Source organism: Aminobacter sp. P4_D5 (assembly GCF_056401815.1).
Genome location: NZ_JBFUIP010000073.1, coordinates 1 through 15,895, shown reverse-complemented (window position 1 = coordinate 15,895; position 15,895 = coordinate 1). Strand labels below are relative to the sequence as shown.

11 protein-coding genes and 2 pseudogenes are annotated in these 15,895 nt (G+C 61.7%); 2 read left to right on the top strand and 11 right to left on the bottom strand.

Annotated features, from left to right (window positions below; genetic code table 11):
* Nucleotides 1-155: 155 nt before the first annotated feature.
* The 5 genes and pseudogenes from AC1DWF_RS16960 to AC1DWF_RS16940 all read right to left on the bottom strand — a co-directional run.
* Nucleotides 156-785: a hypothetical protein gene (locus tag AC1DWF_RS16960; RefSeq protein ID WP_476789167.1), complete on the bottom strand. Its 630-nt coding sequence runs from the start codon at nucleotides 783-785 to the stop codon at nucleotides 156-158.
* Between the two features lie 171 nt (nucleotides 786-956).
* Nucleotides 957-2,168, bottom strand: a complete 1,212-nt coding sequence (locus AC1DWF_RS16955) for a gluzincin family metallopeptidase (RefSeq protein ID WP_476785155.1) — start codon at nucleotides 2,166-2,168, stop codon at nucleotides 957-959.
* 206 nt (nucleotides 2,169-2,374) lie between these two features.
* Complete coding sequence (locus AC1DWF_RS16950) at nucleotides 2,375-3,724, bottom strand: TfuA-like protein (RefSeq protein WP_476789168.1); 1,350 nt, start codon at nucleotides 3,722-3,724, stop codon at nucleotides 2,375-2,377.
* The gene (locus AC1DWF_RS16945; protein WP_476785153.1) at nucleotides 3,721-4,950 is read right to left on the bottom strand and encodes a YcaO-like family protein; all 1,230 of its coding nucleotides are present in this window, start codon (nucleotides 4,948-4,950) and stop codon (nucleotides 3,721-3,723) included. Before AC1DWF_RS16945 ends, AC1DWF_RS16950 begins: the two co-directional genes overlap by 4 nt.
* 194 nt (nucleotides 4,951-5,144) lie before the next feature.
* Nucleotides 5,145-5,564: pseudogene (locus AC1DWF_RS16940) on the bottom strand (IS6 family transposase); the annotation flags it as partial.
* On the opposite strand from AC1DWF_RS16940, the pseudogene AC1DWF_RS16935 reads away from it, so the two are divergent.
* Nucleotides 5,557-5,987: pseudogene (locus tag AC1DWF_RS16935) on the top strand (IS30 family transposase); the annotation flags it as partial. The pseudogenes AC1DWF_RS16940 and AC1DWF_RS16935 overlap by 8 nt on opposite strands.
* Nucleotides 5,988-6,443: 456 nt before the next feature.
* Here the strand turns inward: AC1DWF_RS16935 and lpdA are convergent.
* The 3 genes from lpdA to mdeB are packed head-to-tail and all read right to left on the bottom strand — an operon-like array spanning nucleotide 6,444 to nucleotide 12,237.
* Nucleotides 6,444-8,189 (bottom strand): dihydrolipoyl dehydrogenase, encoded by a 1,746-nt coding sequence (lpdA, locus tag AC1DWF_RS16930; RefSeq protein ID WP_476804505.1) that lies wholly within the window; start codon nucleotides 8,187-8,189, stop codon nucleotides 6,444-6,446.
* Between the two features lie 7 nt (nucleotides 8,190-8,196).
* A complete protein-coding gene (locus AC1DWF_RS16925; protein WP_476789515.1) occupies nucleotides 8,197-9,510 on the bottom strand; it encodes a 2-oxo acid dehydrogenase subunit E2 in 1,314 nt (437 codons plus the stop codon).
* A 33-nt stretch (nucleotides 9,511-9,543) separates the two neighbouring features.
* On the bottom strand, nucleotides 9,544-12,237 hold the full coding sequence (gene mdeB, locus AC1DWF_RS16920; RefSeq protein ID WP_476841858.1) for an alpha-ketoglutarate dehydrogenase: 2,694 nt from the start codon (nucleotides 12,235-12,237) through the stop codon (nucleotides 9,544-9,546).
* Between the two features lie 136 nt (nucleotides 12,238-12,373).
* Here mdeB and AC1DWF_RS16915 point away from each other — a divergent pair, with 136 nt between their 5' ends.
* Nucleotides 12,374-12,871, top strand: a complete 498-nt coding sequence (locus AC1DWF_RS16915) for an Lrp/AsnC family transcriptional regulator (protein ID WP_476784801.1) — start codon at nucleotides 12,374-12,376, stop codon at nucleotides 12,869-12,871.
* A 463-nt stretch (nucleotides 12,872-13,334) separates the two neighbouring features.
* Here the strand turns inward: AC1DWF_RS16915 and AC1DWF_RS16910 are convergent, their stop codons facing one another.
* The 3 genes from AC1DWF_RS16910 to AC1DWF_RS16900 form a co-directional block, all read right to left on the bottom strand.
* A complete protein-coding gene (locus AC1DWF_RS16910) occupies nucleotides 13,335-14,471 on the bottom strand; it encodes a conjugal transfer protein TraB (protein WP_476784800.1) in 1,137 nt (378 codons plus the stop codon).
* 16 nt (nucleotides 14,472-14,487) lie between these two features.
* A complete protein-coding gene (traF, locus tag AC1DWF_RS16905) occupies nucleotides 14,488-15,003 on the bottom strand; it encodes a conjugative transfer signal peptidase TraF (protein ID WP_476784804.1) in 516 nt (171 codons plus the stop codon).
* 11 nt (nucleotides 15,004-15,014) lie between these two features.
* On the bottom strand, nucleotides 15,015-15,895 hold an 881-nt coding region (locus AC1DWF_RS16900), incomplete at its 5' end, for a BID domain-containing protein (protein ID WP_476841857.1).

The window sequence follows — 15,895 nt, the reverse complement described above, 5'->3', positions numbered from 1 at the left end:
TCCCGCCTCACGCGCGATAAAACTAGCTAAAGCGCAATCCCGTTTCTATCGCCGCCATACTGCGTCGCGCGTCTAAGATGCGCAAGGACGCTGTATCACTTTGAATCTGTGCATCATCCTTTCTGAAAATCGATCCCGATTTTGGGGGCCAAGAACTAGTCGCTGCTACCACCATACGCCTTGCCGCCGCTGTAAGCTTTGCCTCCGCTATAGGCCTTACCGCCGCTATAGGCCTTGCCGCCGCTATAGGCTTTACCACCACTGTAGGCTTTACCACCGCTATATGTGCCAGCCGCATCCAATTCTGCATCAAGGACAATCTGTTCCAGCGGCCCTGCGGACGGATCGAGACGCACGAGATAGTCACCCTTGTCGTAGGACCACACCATGATGTCCTCGGCGAAGGACGCGTCGGTTGAAGCTACGCCGGTTCTGTCGGCGCTACGGTTGGCACGGGCCTTGGCGCCCGCTCCAGGGACAGGGCTCTCAGCTTTGGTTCCACTTCCATGAACAAGAAATATCTGCGGCCTCGCAAAGTCATAATACTGGCCTTCGAACGCAAAGCCGTAGATTCTGGCAAATCTGACACTCTTCTTTTCGTTCTCCTTGTCTGCCAACAATTGTTCTATTAGGTCGTTGTTATCGCCGAAGCGCGGCGGATCTCCAGCGTTACCTACCGCTGGCGGTCCGTCAGGCGTTCGCGGATCAACGGGACTGTATTTCATGTCATCCATGACCCTGCCGAACAGCAGTATCGTGGAGGTACTGAGAAGGGTCTCTGCCACGCCACCTCTCCTTAGCCAATAAACAAAAAATCATCCACACTCAGCTTGGGGTCGAAACTATCATGAAATCGTTGCTGTTCAAACAACTGACGATGTTATGGCGGGTTCTCATGAGAAGTAGCCTTGGCTTGTGCAACTCCAGCATGCGCGACATATGCCCGAAGGGACATCTCAGCCCGTGTACGCAGCTCGCCTAAGCGCCATCCTCGTCCGGTAGGGAAAATGCCGGCAATTCTGCTGCATCTCCGGTTCGGGGGTACGCCGTGAATAGGTGTGGCTGTCTTCGCCTGTCGACAGCAGCTTCGGGCCTGCGCGCACGAGACCGATCCCTCGCCGCTCCATGTTGCCCGTGATGATCCTCTGGAAACGTCCGCCGGTCAGCCGATCGTCGGCCGCAAGAAAGGCCCGCGAGACTGCGGCATAGTCCAGGTGAAGCGGGCGCAGGCGGGACCAGCTTTGCGCCAGCGCGCGGCCCATATAGTCCCGCGCGTCAGCAAGACATGCGGCGAAGCCTTCTGGGTTCGTGCCATAGGCCTTGTCGAACAGAGGCTGGATGACCTCATGATAGGATGGATCGCCTTCGAGCTGATCCGACAGGTCTTCGAGTTGCGCGGGGATCAACCCTCGTTTCAGCAGGTCCTCGTGGAAAACATCGACCCATATGTCGAATAGGGCGCCCGTCAGCGGCTGGGCTAGGTCATGTTCGTTCACCCATCCATCCGCGAAATCGTAGAGCGTCAGCGGATTGGACGCGACGCGCAATTGCTCGAAATCAGACACTTCCGCAAATCGGTTGAGACGGTTGTAGCTGTAAAGGTTGCCATGGCTCGCCTCGAGCAGCCCTACCAGGGCAGACTCGAAATGCATGAGCGCGATCAACGACACCATGTCGGCCGATGACTCATGGAAACCGAAATGTTCGCCAGGAATGTTGCTGGTGTCGGGAAGGCCTACCTCGCCGTAGATGATCAGGTGGCCGGTCTCGTGCGACACGACATCGAAGCTCAAGCCGAATTCGACCCAGTTGCCGCTTGGCGTGCGAAACGAGCCTATTTCGATCGAGCCGTAGCCGGCATAGGCATTGTCGAGCCCTGGCAGGAACACGACCTCCAGCCTTTCTCGGCTGTTTGCGAAATGCCAGCCGATGCCGCGTCCAAAATACTCCTGCCATATGTCCAGCGTGAAGCGTATTGCGCCATAGGCGTGCGCCTGGAGGAACTGCGGCGTACCGAATTCGATATGATCGAAATGCCCATCCCTGTCCGGCTCGGCAGGCGCAACGATTGGCCCATCCCATGGCGGGCCGTAGTGCGTGACTTGCCCTCCCGGCTCCTCGTAGAAGCCATAGGGCTTTTCCTTGCCGATTGGGTCGACGACATACAAACGAGCGTCGGCCGGTCCCGGAAAGACCGTACCTGCAGGCGGCGAAACCCAGACTGTTTCAGGTTCCCCCTGTTCTTCTAGCGTCGGAAGTTGAGGGAACAGGCGGAAGCGCGTCCCTTGGGGAGGTTCGACTGAAGGCGAAGCACTAAACATGGCCGGAACCCCCTCACTGAAAAGATTACTGCGCCTGCTCTCTCCCTGCCAAGTCATTCCGCCGATGGTTTGCTGTCAGCGGCAGCCCTGCTCCAGAATATGTACTCACGAGCTATCACGCGGTCGAAGGTCTCCTTATCCGGATAGCCTGCTTCCCCAAGGAAATCTGCTAGGTCAGCCGGCATTCGACGGCCGAGGCGCATGTCGAAGAACCACCGCCGTAATTCTAGGACAGTCAGGCCAGTGTGGGAAGGAGTAGGGTCTGGCATCCCTAGGCTGTGCAGAAGGTCGTGCTTTCGCCGCGCGCGCCCGGCCAGTTCGCCATAAGCATCGCCAAGGCGAAGCTCGTCCAGCATATGGCGGCCGAGATCGGTTCCGGCTTCGATCGCCGCCAGTCGCGCCTCGCCTTCGATCATCTGTTCGAAACCGCGCTTGTCCAGGTCGTTGTCGATGAGCCACCGATCGAATGCGGCCTGGGTGAATAGCCTTCTTTCACGGCGGAACCGTGTCGTGGCGCTTGCAGCATTGCGCGCTGCATCCGATCCTTGATTCCCGGTGTCGGCACGCTCCACAAAGAGCCTTGCGGCGGCATTGCGCCTGACCGTTCTGAACAGTTGCGGATCATGCCTGAGTTCGTCGATGATCGCCGACCCGTCGCCTAAATGCATCTCCGTGGCCTCGATGTCGCGCAATGCTTGCGCCCACATCGTCGTCCGTTCCAACCGGTATTCGGCCGCCCCTTGGCGACCTCCTTCGCGCCTGAGGGCTTCCATGGCTTCGAGCATGACCAGCGCGTCCAACCGCTTCTGATCAACCCTGCCCTGCGGCAGCCAGGCTTCGAGCGCCTTTAGCGCCTCATTGTTTAGGCCCTCCGCCGACGCGTGTTCCAGTAGCGTTCGCCACCGGCGCTCGGGATAGAAACTCGCCTTTGCCATTGCCGACAGCGTCTCCGAGACCTGCCGTTCGATCGTGCCTTCTCGTAATGCGTGCTCGAGGGTCGCGCGGATATTGACCATGGGTTCCGATAAGGGGAGATAGCCAATCTCCGCCGGGCCGTGCTGGATGGCCACTTCATCGTCGTCTTCCAGCAGGCCGTCGCGAAAGGCCTCGAAAATGGTGCCGACGCCACGCATGCCGAACGCTTGCAATTCCGCCGCGCGTAGCGCTCCCATGCTGGCTGCGCCGAACACCGCGATGCCCTGGTCGATCGCCCACAATATTTCCTTGTGCCAGACCGACGGCACGCCCTCGAAATAGCCGTCGATGATGCCTATCGCGCGCGGCCGCGTTCGGCCGTAGCGATAGACATCACCCATGGACACAGGCGGCAGCACGACGGCGTCCAGTTTCGCGGTGATGTCGGCGGCCGAAATCGTGGGACCCGCAAAGACCAAGAATGTCATGATCGCCTGCCGCCGAGTGCAAGCGCCCGCGGCCCCGGACAATAGTCGTCGTGGTCGTCCGGTCCTTCCAGACCAGGAATGACGACCCGCGCCACCGGCACGCAGAACTCCGGCTTCGTAAGATCGACCGAAATGACCTGGCCAATACCGACTACCTGGAGCCGCTTCAACATCCAGTCGACATCCTCGCCAAGCGAAGCAAATTGTGTGGAGTGTATGCGACTGAAGTCAACGCTCCCCTTTCCGTTCATCAGGCGCCTCGCCCATGTGAGCTTCGCTGCCAGTCCGGACGGTTCATATTCATCCCGCCGAAGGTCGTCGCGGGCCCCGGTAATATAGTTGGTCCGCACCTGAACAGCTTCCGTGAGCGCGCGCAACAGGGCGATCTCGCGGGCCGGGTGGCTGCCCGCTCCGGCGCCGGAATGGCCCAGCTTGAACTGTTCATCGACAATCATGCAATAAAAGGAGGGCACCCCGACGTCGCTCGTGATGTTCCAGACGCCGACGGACATGCCAGCCTTGCGCAACCGTTCGATTAAGCTCGAGCAAGTCGCATCGTCGACGGAGTCGAGATCGAGTAGGGTCTTGCGCCGCCTTGCGTCCGACAGCCAGTTCCACAAGGTAGTTGCGTCGCGTTCCACGACTTCGGCGATACCGTGAGCGACGGCTTCCAACATGTGGTTGCCCGACGCCAAGCCATTGGTGCTTTCAACGAAACTTCCGCTGCGGCCGACCGGGGGCAGCGTGTAATTGGCGTGAACCACGTCATAAGGCAACCAGATCGATCGCTTACCAATCCAGTCGAAACCCTCGATCCACAAAAGCGGCAGGTCGCCGTCAATGTGACTTTCATGAAGCCGGGCAAGCCCGTCCAAGTCGGCCAAATCAAGGCTTGCCGCAAGCTCGTTTCGGCTGCCAAGCCTGAGCGGCTTTTCAATGCGCTCAGCATGGAACCCTTCAACGGCTTCCATGACGCCGGAGGCCTTCGCGGCGTCGAGCGTGATACCCTTACCTTGCGAAACCGCGACAGAACGCGAGTTCGGCCGGACAACGGTCACCACCGGAATTCCGATGCGGTCAAGACCGGTGACGTTGGCGACCCGCGTTATCCCCATAGCCTCTAGAAAGGGGCGAACCCGCGCAAGGGTTTCGGCGGGAGATATCGTGCGATGGGTACCTTGGCGGTACAGTTTTGGCGCATGGGAAGAGGTACAATCTGAAACCATGCAGAACTAAGGCAGGAATCGCGCCTGGTTGTCGAGCATAATGGTCGCACCGATTGCGGCTACAGCAATCAGCACACCGCCAAACAGAATTCCCCAGCGCCGCGATCGGGGAGCGTCTTAGAATGGCGGGCGCAAACAAGTCCGAATTCAAGTCGCTGGAGTGAAGCTGGCCATCTCGCCGGACAAGCCGATCCTCACAGCCTTTGCCCGCAACGCAAGGCGATCGCTGTATGGCGATGCAGGTGGACGGCGATGGCTGAGTGTTTCGGGTGAGGCGGGACGAAGAGATTTCGGACTGCAGAAAAGAAAAACAGGAAGTATTGTAGGCCACCTGGATAACGAAATCCCTGCATGGCTCGCTCTCGTTTTCGCAAGGACAGATGCGAGTTCTCGGCGCGATTGTTCAGACCCTTATGCGATCAATGCTCGACAGTGGGCATGACCTGGCGTCGCGCCGCTCCATAGGAGCGCAGTTTGTCAGTGACGATACGCTTCGGCAGACATCCCTGCTTCTTCATCAAACGGAYCAGGAGACGCTTGGCAGCCTTGGTGTTGCGCCGGCTCTGGACCATCTCGTCGAGAACATAGCCGTCCTGATCAACGGCGCGCCATAGACGGTTGCGGAAACTCAGGCGCCATCCGCATCTCCGCAGCATGGTGATCGACATGCTGACGGCCCACTGGTCGCCGGAACAGATCGCCGGCCGCCTACTGGCCGATGGTGTCAGCCTTGTTCGCATCTGCGCGGAGACGATCTACCGCTTCATCTACGACAAGGAAGATTATGGTCTCGGCCTCTACCGCTATTTTCCGGAGGCCCGTCGCAAACGCCGTCCGCGTGGCGCCAGACAGCCGCGAAACAGCGTCTTTCCAGCCAACTGTAGGATATCGCAAAGGCCTGACTTCATGGATGATCGCTCCCAATTCGGCCATTGGGAGGGCGACCTTTTGATTTCGAGCGTGTATTGGGCCATGCCAATGTCACCTCCCAGGTCGAGCGTAAGTGCCGCTACACGGTGATGATCAACAACCAAAGCGTCATCGCGATCCAAATTGGCCACGATAGCGAGGAGCGATCTGATGGATGGATGGGCCCGCTACGGCAACGTTGACCGCTCTTGCGGCTACGATGACGAGGGTCAGGAGTGAGATTCCACTTTCGAGCATCATTAGCATCTTGGCCCGCCTTGTGAGAGGCAGGATGTCAGTGGGGCTGAACGCGGTGGCCGTGTTGTACCCGAGAAAGAGATAGTCGAGGAACAACGGCCGCCATGTTGGCGGCGCGATTTCGGGTGCTGTGGCCTGCGGAAAAATGAAATCCGGCATTGTACCTTCGCCGCCCGCCCGGGCCGATAGCGTAGCGAGCACGGGAGATCGCCGAAAGCCATGTTCTCGACGAAGCGCGACTCACATAAGGATCCCGGGCCCGCGATCCGTTCATCCGACGCCTTTCAAGAAGGTCGATATGTTGGTGGCAAAGGGGCGTTTCGAAGCTAACCCCGCTTGCGCGCTGGCGGCAGGTCGGTACAAACCCCTTCGGCGACTTCGGCTGCCATGCCGATGGTCTCGCCGAGCGTCGGGTGYGGGTGGATGGTCTTGCTGATGTCCAACGCATCCGCCCCCATCTCGATCGCCAGGCAGATCTCCCCGATCATGTCGCCTGCGGACTGACCAACGATGGTGCCGCCGATGATACGATGCGTTTCACCATCAAACACAAGCTTGGTCAGGCCGTAGTCCGCGCCATTAGCAATGGCCCGTCCCGAGGCTGCCCACGGGAACTTGCCGACCTCAACACCGCGTCCGGCCGCGTTAGCGGCGTCCTCGGCTACGCCGACCCAGGCGATCTCGGGATCGGTATAGGCGACCGACGGCACCACCTTGGCATCCATGAAGCTGTTGAGTCCGGTTGCAGCTTCTGCCGCGACATGGCCCTGATGCACCGCCTTGTGCGCCAGCATCGGATTGCCGGTGACGTCGCCGACCGCAAAGACGTTCTGGTTGCGCGTGCGCATCTGCGCATCTACCTCGATGAAGCCCCTGGCATCGAGGGTGACGCCGGCCGCAACCAACTGCAGCGCCTCGGCTGCCGGTCGCCGGCCGGCCGCCTGAAGGATCAGGTCGTAGCGCCTGACGCCAGCGCCCACGCCGGTCGTCGTCACGACAAGTGCATCTTCCTCGGCAACGACGCTTTCGACGCGCGCACCTAGAAGGATCGCATCGAAGCGGTGGGCGTTGCGCTTGCGCCAGACCTCGACCACGTCGCGGTCGACATCGGGCAGCAGCGTGTCAAGCTGTTCGACCACATCGACGCGCGCCCCGAGCGAGCTGTAGACAGTGGCCATTTCGAGTCCGATGATTCCACCGCCGATAACCAGCATGCGTTCGGGGATGAAGGGTAGTTCGAGCGCGCCCGTGGAATCGACGATGCGCGGATCGTCGGGCAGGAATGGCAGCCGGACCGGCACCGAGCCGGCGGCGACGATCGCCTTGGCGAAGACGATCCTACGGCCCGTTCCGTGGGACTGCGCGACATCGACAACATTGGCATCGGCAAACGTTGCCGTGCCCCTGACCACCTCGACCTTGCGCAGCCGTGCCATGCCCTTCAGCCCGTCGGTGAGATTGGTGACGACGCCGGCCTTGAAGCTGCGCAGCTTGTCGAGGTCGACGGTCGGCGTATCGAAGGCGACACCGTGATCCGCGAGGCGCACGGCCTCCTCCTTGATCGCCGCGACATGCAGCAGTGCCTTGGAGGGGATGCAGCCGACATTGAGGCACACGCCGCCAAGCGTGGTGTCGCGTTCGACCAGGATCACCCGCTGGCCAAGATCGGCGGCGCGGAAGGCAGCGGAATAGCCGCCCGGTCCGCCGCCGATCACCAGCACGTCGCAATCAGGCGCGGCACCCGAGGCGGGCGATGGCGTGGCTGCCGGGATGGGTGACGCAGCCGCGGCCGGCGCTTCCGGAGCGGCCGCAGGCTTGGCTTCGTCTACGCCCGCTGCCGCTTCCACGATGGCGATCAGCGCGCCCTTGGAAACACGCTGGCCAATGGCGAGTTCGACCGACGCGATGCGTCCAGCAAAGGGCGACGGCACGTCGATCGACGCCTTGTCGGATTCGAGCACGATCAACGTCTGGTCGAGGGCGATGTCGTCACCCGGCTTGATGTGAACCTCGATAACGGCGACGTCTTTGAAGTCGCCCATTTCGGGCACCCTGATTTCGGTGATGCTCATCTCGGCCTCATACGATCGCGCGGCGGAAATCGCCCAGCAGGGCAGATATGTGGCCCAGGAACCGGGCCGCGGCGACGCCGTCGATGACGCGGTGATCCCACGACAGGGAGACCGGCATGATCAGCCTCGGCTGGAAGGCTTTGCCATCCCAGATGGCTTCCATTGCCGAGCGGCCAGCGCCGAGGATTGCCACCTCAGGCGCATTGATGATTGGCGTGAAACCGGCCCCGCCAATGCCGCCGAGCGACGACACCGAGAAACAGCCGCCTTGCATGTCGGCGGCCGATAGCCCACTGCCGCGCGCCTTGTCGGCGAGCACGCGCATTTCGGTGGCGATCTCGAGTACGCCCTTGCTGTCACAATCGCGGATCACCGGCACCATCAGCCCCTTGGGGGTGTCGGCTGCGAAGCCAATGTGAACGTAGCTCTTGAGCACCAGCTCGTCGCCGTCGAGCGAGGTGTTGAAGCGCGGGTATGCTTTTAGCGCCAGCGCCGACGCCTTGATCAAGAAGGCGACCATCGTCACCTTGGCGTCCTTGTTGGCCGCATTGAGCTCCTTGCGGAATTCCTCAAGCCCGGTCACGTCGGCCTTGTCGAAGTTGGTGACATGCGGAATGGTCAGCCAATTGCGGGTGAGATTGCCGCCCGAGATCTTCTGGATACGCGACAGCGGCTGACGCTCAACCGAACCGAACTTTTCGAAGTCGACCGCAGGCCAGGCTGGCAGGGCGGCGCCGATGCCGGTTCCGGACACCTGCACCGGGGAACCTCCTGTGAGCCGCTCCTTGATATGTGCCGTGATGTCATCGCGCAGTATCCTGCCCTTCGCCCCGGAAGGCTTTACCCCCGACAGATCGACGCCAAGCTCACGGGCAAAGGAACGAACCGACGGCGTCGCATGGGCGCCCGCCAAGGTCTCCGACCTGAAAGCCTGCGGGTTGGTCACCACCACGGGTGGCGTTGCTTGCGCCGCCGTCGCAGCAACAGGCAGTTCTGCCTTGACGGTCGGCGCGATCGGAGCTGCTTCAACCTTGGCCGTTTCTGACCCGGCTGCCGGCGCAGACGCCGCTGCCTGTGCAGCAGCGGCTTCGATCGTCAGCAGCAGCGCGCCTTGGGACACGCGGGTGCCGATCGACACCGCAAACTCCCTGATGGTTCCGGCGAAGGGCGCCGGGATCTCCATCGTCGCCTTGTCGGATTCGACCGTCATCAGCGGGTCTTCAGCCACTACAACGTCCCCCGGCTTCACCAGGAACTCGACGACCGGCACATTCTTGTAGTCGCCGATATCCGGCAACCTGACTTCCATTAGCTGGCTCATATCAACTCTTTCAGAACTGGAACTCGACCCGGATCAGCGCAGCCACGGCGCATCGACGGCACCGTCGAAGCCGTAGCGGGCGATGGCATCGGCAACCGTCTGCGGCGTCACCGAGCCTTCGGCGGCGAGCGCTGCAAGGGCCRCCACCGCGATGTGGCGATGATCGACCTCGAAGAAGTCGCGCAGCGCCGTGCGTGTGTCGCTGCGGCCGAAGCCATCGGTACCGAGCACGGTGAACGGCGCCTCGACATAGGACGCGATCAGCTGCGGATAGGCGCGGACATAATCGGTGGCAGCTACGATCGGCGCATTGCCCGGTAGGCAGCCAGCAAGATGGCTGACGACGGGTTCGGCTAGCGGGTTGTAGCGGTTGTGACGCTCCACCTCCCGTGCATCGCGCGACAGCTCGGAGAAGCTGGTCGCACTCCATACTTCCGAAGCAACACCCCAGTCGTTGGCAAGCATCTGTGCCGCCTCGATCACCTGTGGCAGGACGGCGCCGGAGCCGAGCAGGCGAACAAGGCCGGCGCTCGTCTTTGGCTTGTGGCTGGCAATCTGGTAGAGCCCCTTGATGATGTCGGCCTCGACGCCAGCTGGCTGCGACGGCTGGGCGTAGTTCTCGTTCATCGCGGTGATGTAATAGAACTCGTCCTTACCCTGTTCCATCATGGCGCGGGCGCCGTGGTCTAGAATGACCGCGAGCTCATAGGCGAATGCCGGGTCATAGGCGCGGCAGTTCGGAACGGTTGAGGCAACCAGAAGGCTCGATCCGTCCTGGTGCTGCAGGCCCTCGCCGGCTAGCGTCGTGCGGCCTGCGGTCGCGCCGATCAGGAAGCCACGAGAACGCTGGTCGGCGGCCGCCCAGATCAGGTCGCCAACACGCTGGAAGCCGAACATCGAATAGTAGATGTAGATTGGCAGCATGGCGAGGTTGTGTACGCTGTAGGACGTCGCCGCCGCCACCCAAGACGAGATCGCTCCGGCCTCGGTGATGCCCTCTTCGAGCAACTGTCCGTTCTTGGTTTCCTTGTAGTAGAGCATCGAACCAGCATCCTCGGGCTCGTAGAGCTGGCCTACCGGCGAATAGATGCCGACCTGCCGGAACAGATTGGCCATGCCAAATGTGCGCGCTTCGTCGGCGACGATCGGCACGATGCGCGGACCGATCTCCTTGTCCTTGATCATGTTGCCGAGCAGCCTGACCGCAGCCATGGTCGTCGACATCTCTTTACCTTTGGCATTGAGCGCGAAGTCTCCGTAGCTTGCCAGCGGCGGAATCGCGACGGGTGCCGCCGTGCGACGGCGCGTTGGCAGGTAGCCACCAAGCGCTTCACGGCGAGACCGGAGATAGTTGAGTTCGGCGCTGTCTTCTGCCGGCTTATAGAACGCGACCTGCTCGGCCTGCTCGTTGCTGATCGGCAGCGAGAAGCGGTCGCGGAAGGTGAGCAGGGCCTCGACGTCGAGTTTCTTGGACTGATGCACCGTCATGCGGGATTCACCGGCAGCGCCCATACCAAAACCCTTCTTGGTCTTTGCCAGGATGACGGTCGGTCGACCCTTGGTCGCCTTGGCAGCCTCGAAGGCGGCGAACAGCTTGCCGAAGTCGTGGCCGCCGCGCTTCAAGGCGTCGATGTCGCTGTCCGACATATGGGCGACCAGCGCCTTGACCTCGGGATCCTCCTCGAAGAAGTTTGCCAGATTGTAGGCGCCGTCCTTGGCGCCGAGGGTCTGGTACTTGCCATCGACAGTTGCCGCAAAACGACGGAGCAGCGCGTGCTGGGTATCGCGCGCGAACAGCGCGTCCCACTCCGATCCCCACAGCACCTTGATAACGTTCCAGCCGGCGCCGCGGAAGGTGCTCTCCAGCTCCTGGATGATCTGGCCGTTGCCGCGCACCGGACCGTCGAGGCGCTGCAGGTTGCAGTTGATGATGAAGGTCAGGTTGTCGAGCTTTTCACGCGCCGCGATCGACAGGCCAGCGACCGATTCCGGCTCGTCCATCTCGCCATCGCCGAACACGCCCCAGACATGGCGCCCCTCGGTGTTGGCGAGGCCCCGGTCGGTCAAGTAGTGCATGAAGCGGGCCTGGTAGACCGCGGTGATCGGGCCGATGCCCATCGACCCCGTCGGCACCTGCCAGAAGTCGGGCATCAACCACGGATGCGGATAAGAGCACAGGCCCGTGCCGCCGATCTCCTGACGGTAATGCTGGAGATGCTCTTCCGAAAGCCGCCCCTCGAGGTAGGCGCGGGCATAGACGCCGGGTGCCGAGTGCGGCTGGAAGAACACCACGTCGCCGTCGCCCTCACCGGTGTCGGCGTGGAAGAAATGGTTGAAGCCAACCTCGAAGATTTCGGCGGCGGAGGCATAGCTGCCGATGTGGCCACCGAGTTCGCCATAGGCCTTGTTCGCCCTGACCACCATCGCCAGCGCGTTCCAGCGGATGATCGCAGTGATGCGCTCTTCCATGGCAAGGTCGCCGGGGAACGGCGTCTGCTTTTCGAGCGAAATGCTGTTGCGGTAGGGCGAAAACGGCAGCGCCTCATGGACGATGCCGAGCTCCTTGGCCTTGCGGTCGAGCTCGTCGAGGATGAACTCGGCGCGGGCGCCACCGGAGTTGAAGAACAGGGATTCGAGCGACGCCAGCCAGTCGGCCGTCTCGTTGGGATCGCCGTCATGTCCGGCGTTGTCGGCACCGATGCGGGCGGTCGGGGTCTTAGTGAGCATGATGGCGCTCCAACTCCTTGAGTTTCCACTTGCGCGCGAGAATAGCGGCAACGCTCCGGCATTTCCTGCCGAAGGTGTTGCAAATTCTGCTTAATGCGAGAGATATTACTGTAATTGATTCCATTTGAAGCAGGACATGCTGCCGATGACCCTTGACGCGATAGACATGCGCATCCTCGCGGAGATCCAGGAGGACGCCAGCCTGACCAATGTCGAGCTCGCCGCGCGCGTAGGCCTGTCGGCCTCGCCGTGCCTGGCCCGCGTGCGCACCCTCGAAGAGGCAGGCATCATCGTCCGCCGCGTCGCCCTGCTCGATCCGGTGATGCTTGGCGCCAATGTCAGCGTCTTCATCCAGGTCACGCTGGAAAAGCAGACCGAGGCGCTGCTCGAGGTTTTCGAGGCGGCGATGGCGAGCTTTCCCGAGGTCATGGAGTGTTATCTGATGACCGGCGATTCCGACTATCTGCTGCGCGTGGTGGTGCGCGACACAGTCGCGCTTCAGCACTTCATCGTCGACCGGCTGTCCAAGACGCGAGGCGTCGCCAACATCCGATCGAGCTTCGCTCTCAAGCAGGTCAAGTACAAGACCGCACTGCCGCTTGAAGACTTGGCTACGCCACGGACCCGGCGATAGACTACCGGCCTCCCCCTCTAGGCCTTCAAGCCAAGGTCGATTCGCGCACTGCGTCACAAAACACACGACGCCGAGCGAGGTATCGTCGGTCAAGGGCAGCCGCAGGTGCTCCTCGGCATCGACTGAGCCGTCGGCAATAATTGTCACACCGGAGTTGGTCCATGTAGCCCGACCAGCCACCACCGGAGTGGCAACCAAGATCGTCCTTCGTCGAGTAAATCGCTAGGCGTTGATGAGAGGCCAGTCAGCAATGGCGTCCGAGTCTTCGCGCACATTCTCGGTCATGACGAGCCATCGCACCGGCGTCGGGGTGGTCGCGCGTACAGTTGATCCAGCGCTAGTGAAGATCCATTTTTCGGGGAACCAATGAGCGCATGGTCTCCGATGGCCCGACAGAACAGCAGCCGCTGGGTCTGGTGGAGATCGGCATATAGAGGGCAGCTAACAAGTACGCGCGATTTGCTCAAAGGTTAAAGGCGGTGATGAGGGGAACGCCGAATAGCCGGGCCCAGGATGCAGCACTGGCCTTCTGGACGGCTACAATTGAAGTGCCTGCAGTCCACCAGCCATTGCCGGTGGCGACGACAATATCAGGCGAATGCAGCATCGACTGCAGGACAGGCCAAAGGATGAGTTGCTCGTAGCAGATCAGCGACGCAATCGCGCGCCCGTCTAGCTCGACCGCTGGATTGGCGAACAAGTGCGCCCGCGCTCCACCGCCCTGTCCGGTCCATGCAAGCCAGGGCTGCCACATGGAAACTGGGACCGGCATGCGCTCGCGATAAAGCACGCCGGCGCGCTTAGCCGAAATCGCGACCATGACATTGTCGTAGGCTTGCAGATCGACAATTGCCGCGCCGGCGATCACGGTAACGTCGATGCCATGCAACTCGTCGCGCCAAAGCCGCTCGACCGTCGGTGTCCAGAAACCGAGAGTGCTTTCGGGAAGGACAACCACGCGGGCTTCCTCGCCCGCTGCCTTCACCGTTGCAATCAGTTGACGGTGCTGTTCCAGTCCGCCGCCGCGACCGAGGTTTTGGCCCAGTTCAAGGTCGAGGCCTTCCCAGCCGTCCGGTACGGTAGGTGGCATCCAGGTCGTGACTGACCAGACGTAAAGTCCTCCCAAAACTGCGGCCGCGAACGGCCAACTTCTAGCTGTCATGGCCAGCATGATGATCGCGGCTGCACCTAACCCGACCCAACCCCAATAGGGAAACAACACGCCGGCTGCCGTCAACGGGTGAGCCCAGCCGACAATCCCGAACGGTGGTATCGCCATGAGGAGCGATGCCACCCCAAACCGCGCCGGGCGCTTCCCCCCAGGACGCTTTGTCCAAAGCACCGCGTGAACGGCAACGAAGGAGAGCGATGCGACGATCCAGAGCAACAGGCCGTGCCAGAGATTGGATGCGTAGTAGTTAGCAACGCCCTGCGGCAGACCACGCGAGGCGGCGAGGAAATATCCTAGCGACACCAAAGCCGCAATCACGCGGGTCGGCGCCCAGGCCCACAATGCTGGAAAGGCGAGAGCGAGCGGCAGGGCCAGGGGATCGCCGTTCCAGGCGACGCCGCCTACTAACACTGCAGCAGCCGTCAACATGACACCGCCCACGCTGTCAGGGATAGACGGTGAGGACCGGACGGGCGCGCCCGAGGAGGCCTGCTGCAGGGATCGGCCCGAAATATCGGGAGTCATATGAGCTCGCTATGGAAGAATGAAGGAAGAGATGGCCGGGCGGCACGGTGCCCCCAGGAAAGGGTTCAATCGCCCTATTCTGGCTGTCCTTGTGACGGACGCGTGACGCGGGGAGCGGCCTGCCATCGATGACGACATTGTTGCCGATCTCGACGTTCTGGCCAGGTAGTGCAGCGACCGTTTTGAGCAGCGGCGCAAATCCGCCAAGGCATGTACCCTCGCTGAGATAACCACGGCCGAACGCGTCAACGAACAAGCTTGTCGCCGGGGGGCATATGAAAATGGGATCGCCGATGGCTAGGGGGCGGTTTAGTGTCTCGATCCGCCAGATGCCGACGGGCGCACTAGGCGACAAGTTGAGCCTGTATCCGCCAGACCGGCCGACCCCAACAAGCACTGTCGCGCCAAAAGCCACGATGCTGATAGAGATGATCATACGCCCGTAGCTCATTGCTTCCAAACCATGCTCTGGTGCTGCGCCATTCGTAACTGCTCGGCCTGTTTCACTGTCTGCGCTATGCGCTCATGGGCAGCGAACCGCTGGGCTGCCCGCATCAACGGCCAGGCCTGACGCAGCTTTTCGCGCTCGCCAGGACGAAGGCCCTCGGCGGCCTTGTCGAAGAGGCTACCCGACGGCGCCCGAGCGGCATTGACGAGCAACGCCCGTTCGCCAAAACGTTCAGCTATGGCACGGTTGAAGTCATCGATCTCGAGCTTCACCTCGCGGTTGTCGAGGGCATGGCCAAGAGTGGCCGGGAGATCGTTGCGGTCGATGGCGGCGCGGATCTTTTCGAGCACGGATTTTGCCGCCGGCGACAGCGCCGGGATGTCGATCGAGACACGATGACGAAGCACCTGCTCCTCGTTCCCGATCCTTGCGGCAGCGACCTGCCGCAGCTGGAGATAACGCTCGATGTCACGCTTCAGCGCCGGCACGTTGACCTCGGCGACACGGCGCGCCTCCTTTTCGGCCTTGCTCGCGAGCAGGCCAGTCCTCCCCCTGAGCGGCCCGATCGATGCCGGCTCGCTGGCCAGCCGATCGAGTGTCGGTTGCGCGGCCTTCGGGTCAGTCAGGACCGTATCGAAGTTCATCGCCTGGAAGGCGCTTTCCGGATCGGCGAAGACGTAGCGGAACCGGGCCGACACTTCTTCCCACTGCTTTGCTATGGCTGGATCGGCGAGCAGCTTTTCTTCGACGACATCAGACAGGGATTTGGCAAACAGCGTGACGCCGGCGACCATCGGTTCGGCCTCCTTCCGGGTTTGCGTTGAGGGACGCTGGAGCAGGCCAAGGCGCTCGCCGCCGGCACGTATTCGCTGCGCCAGAT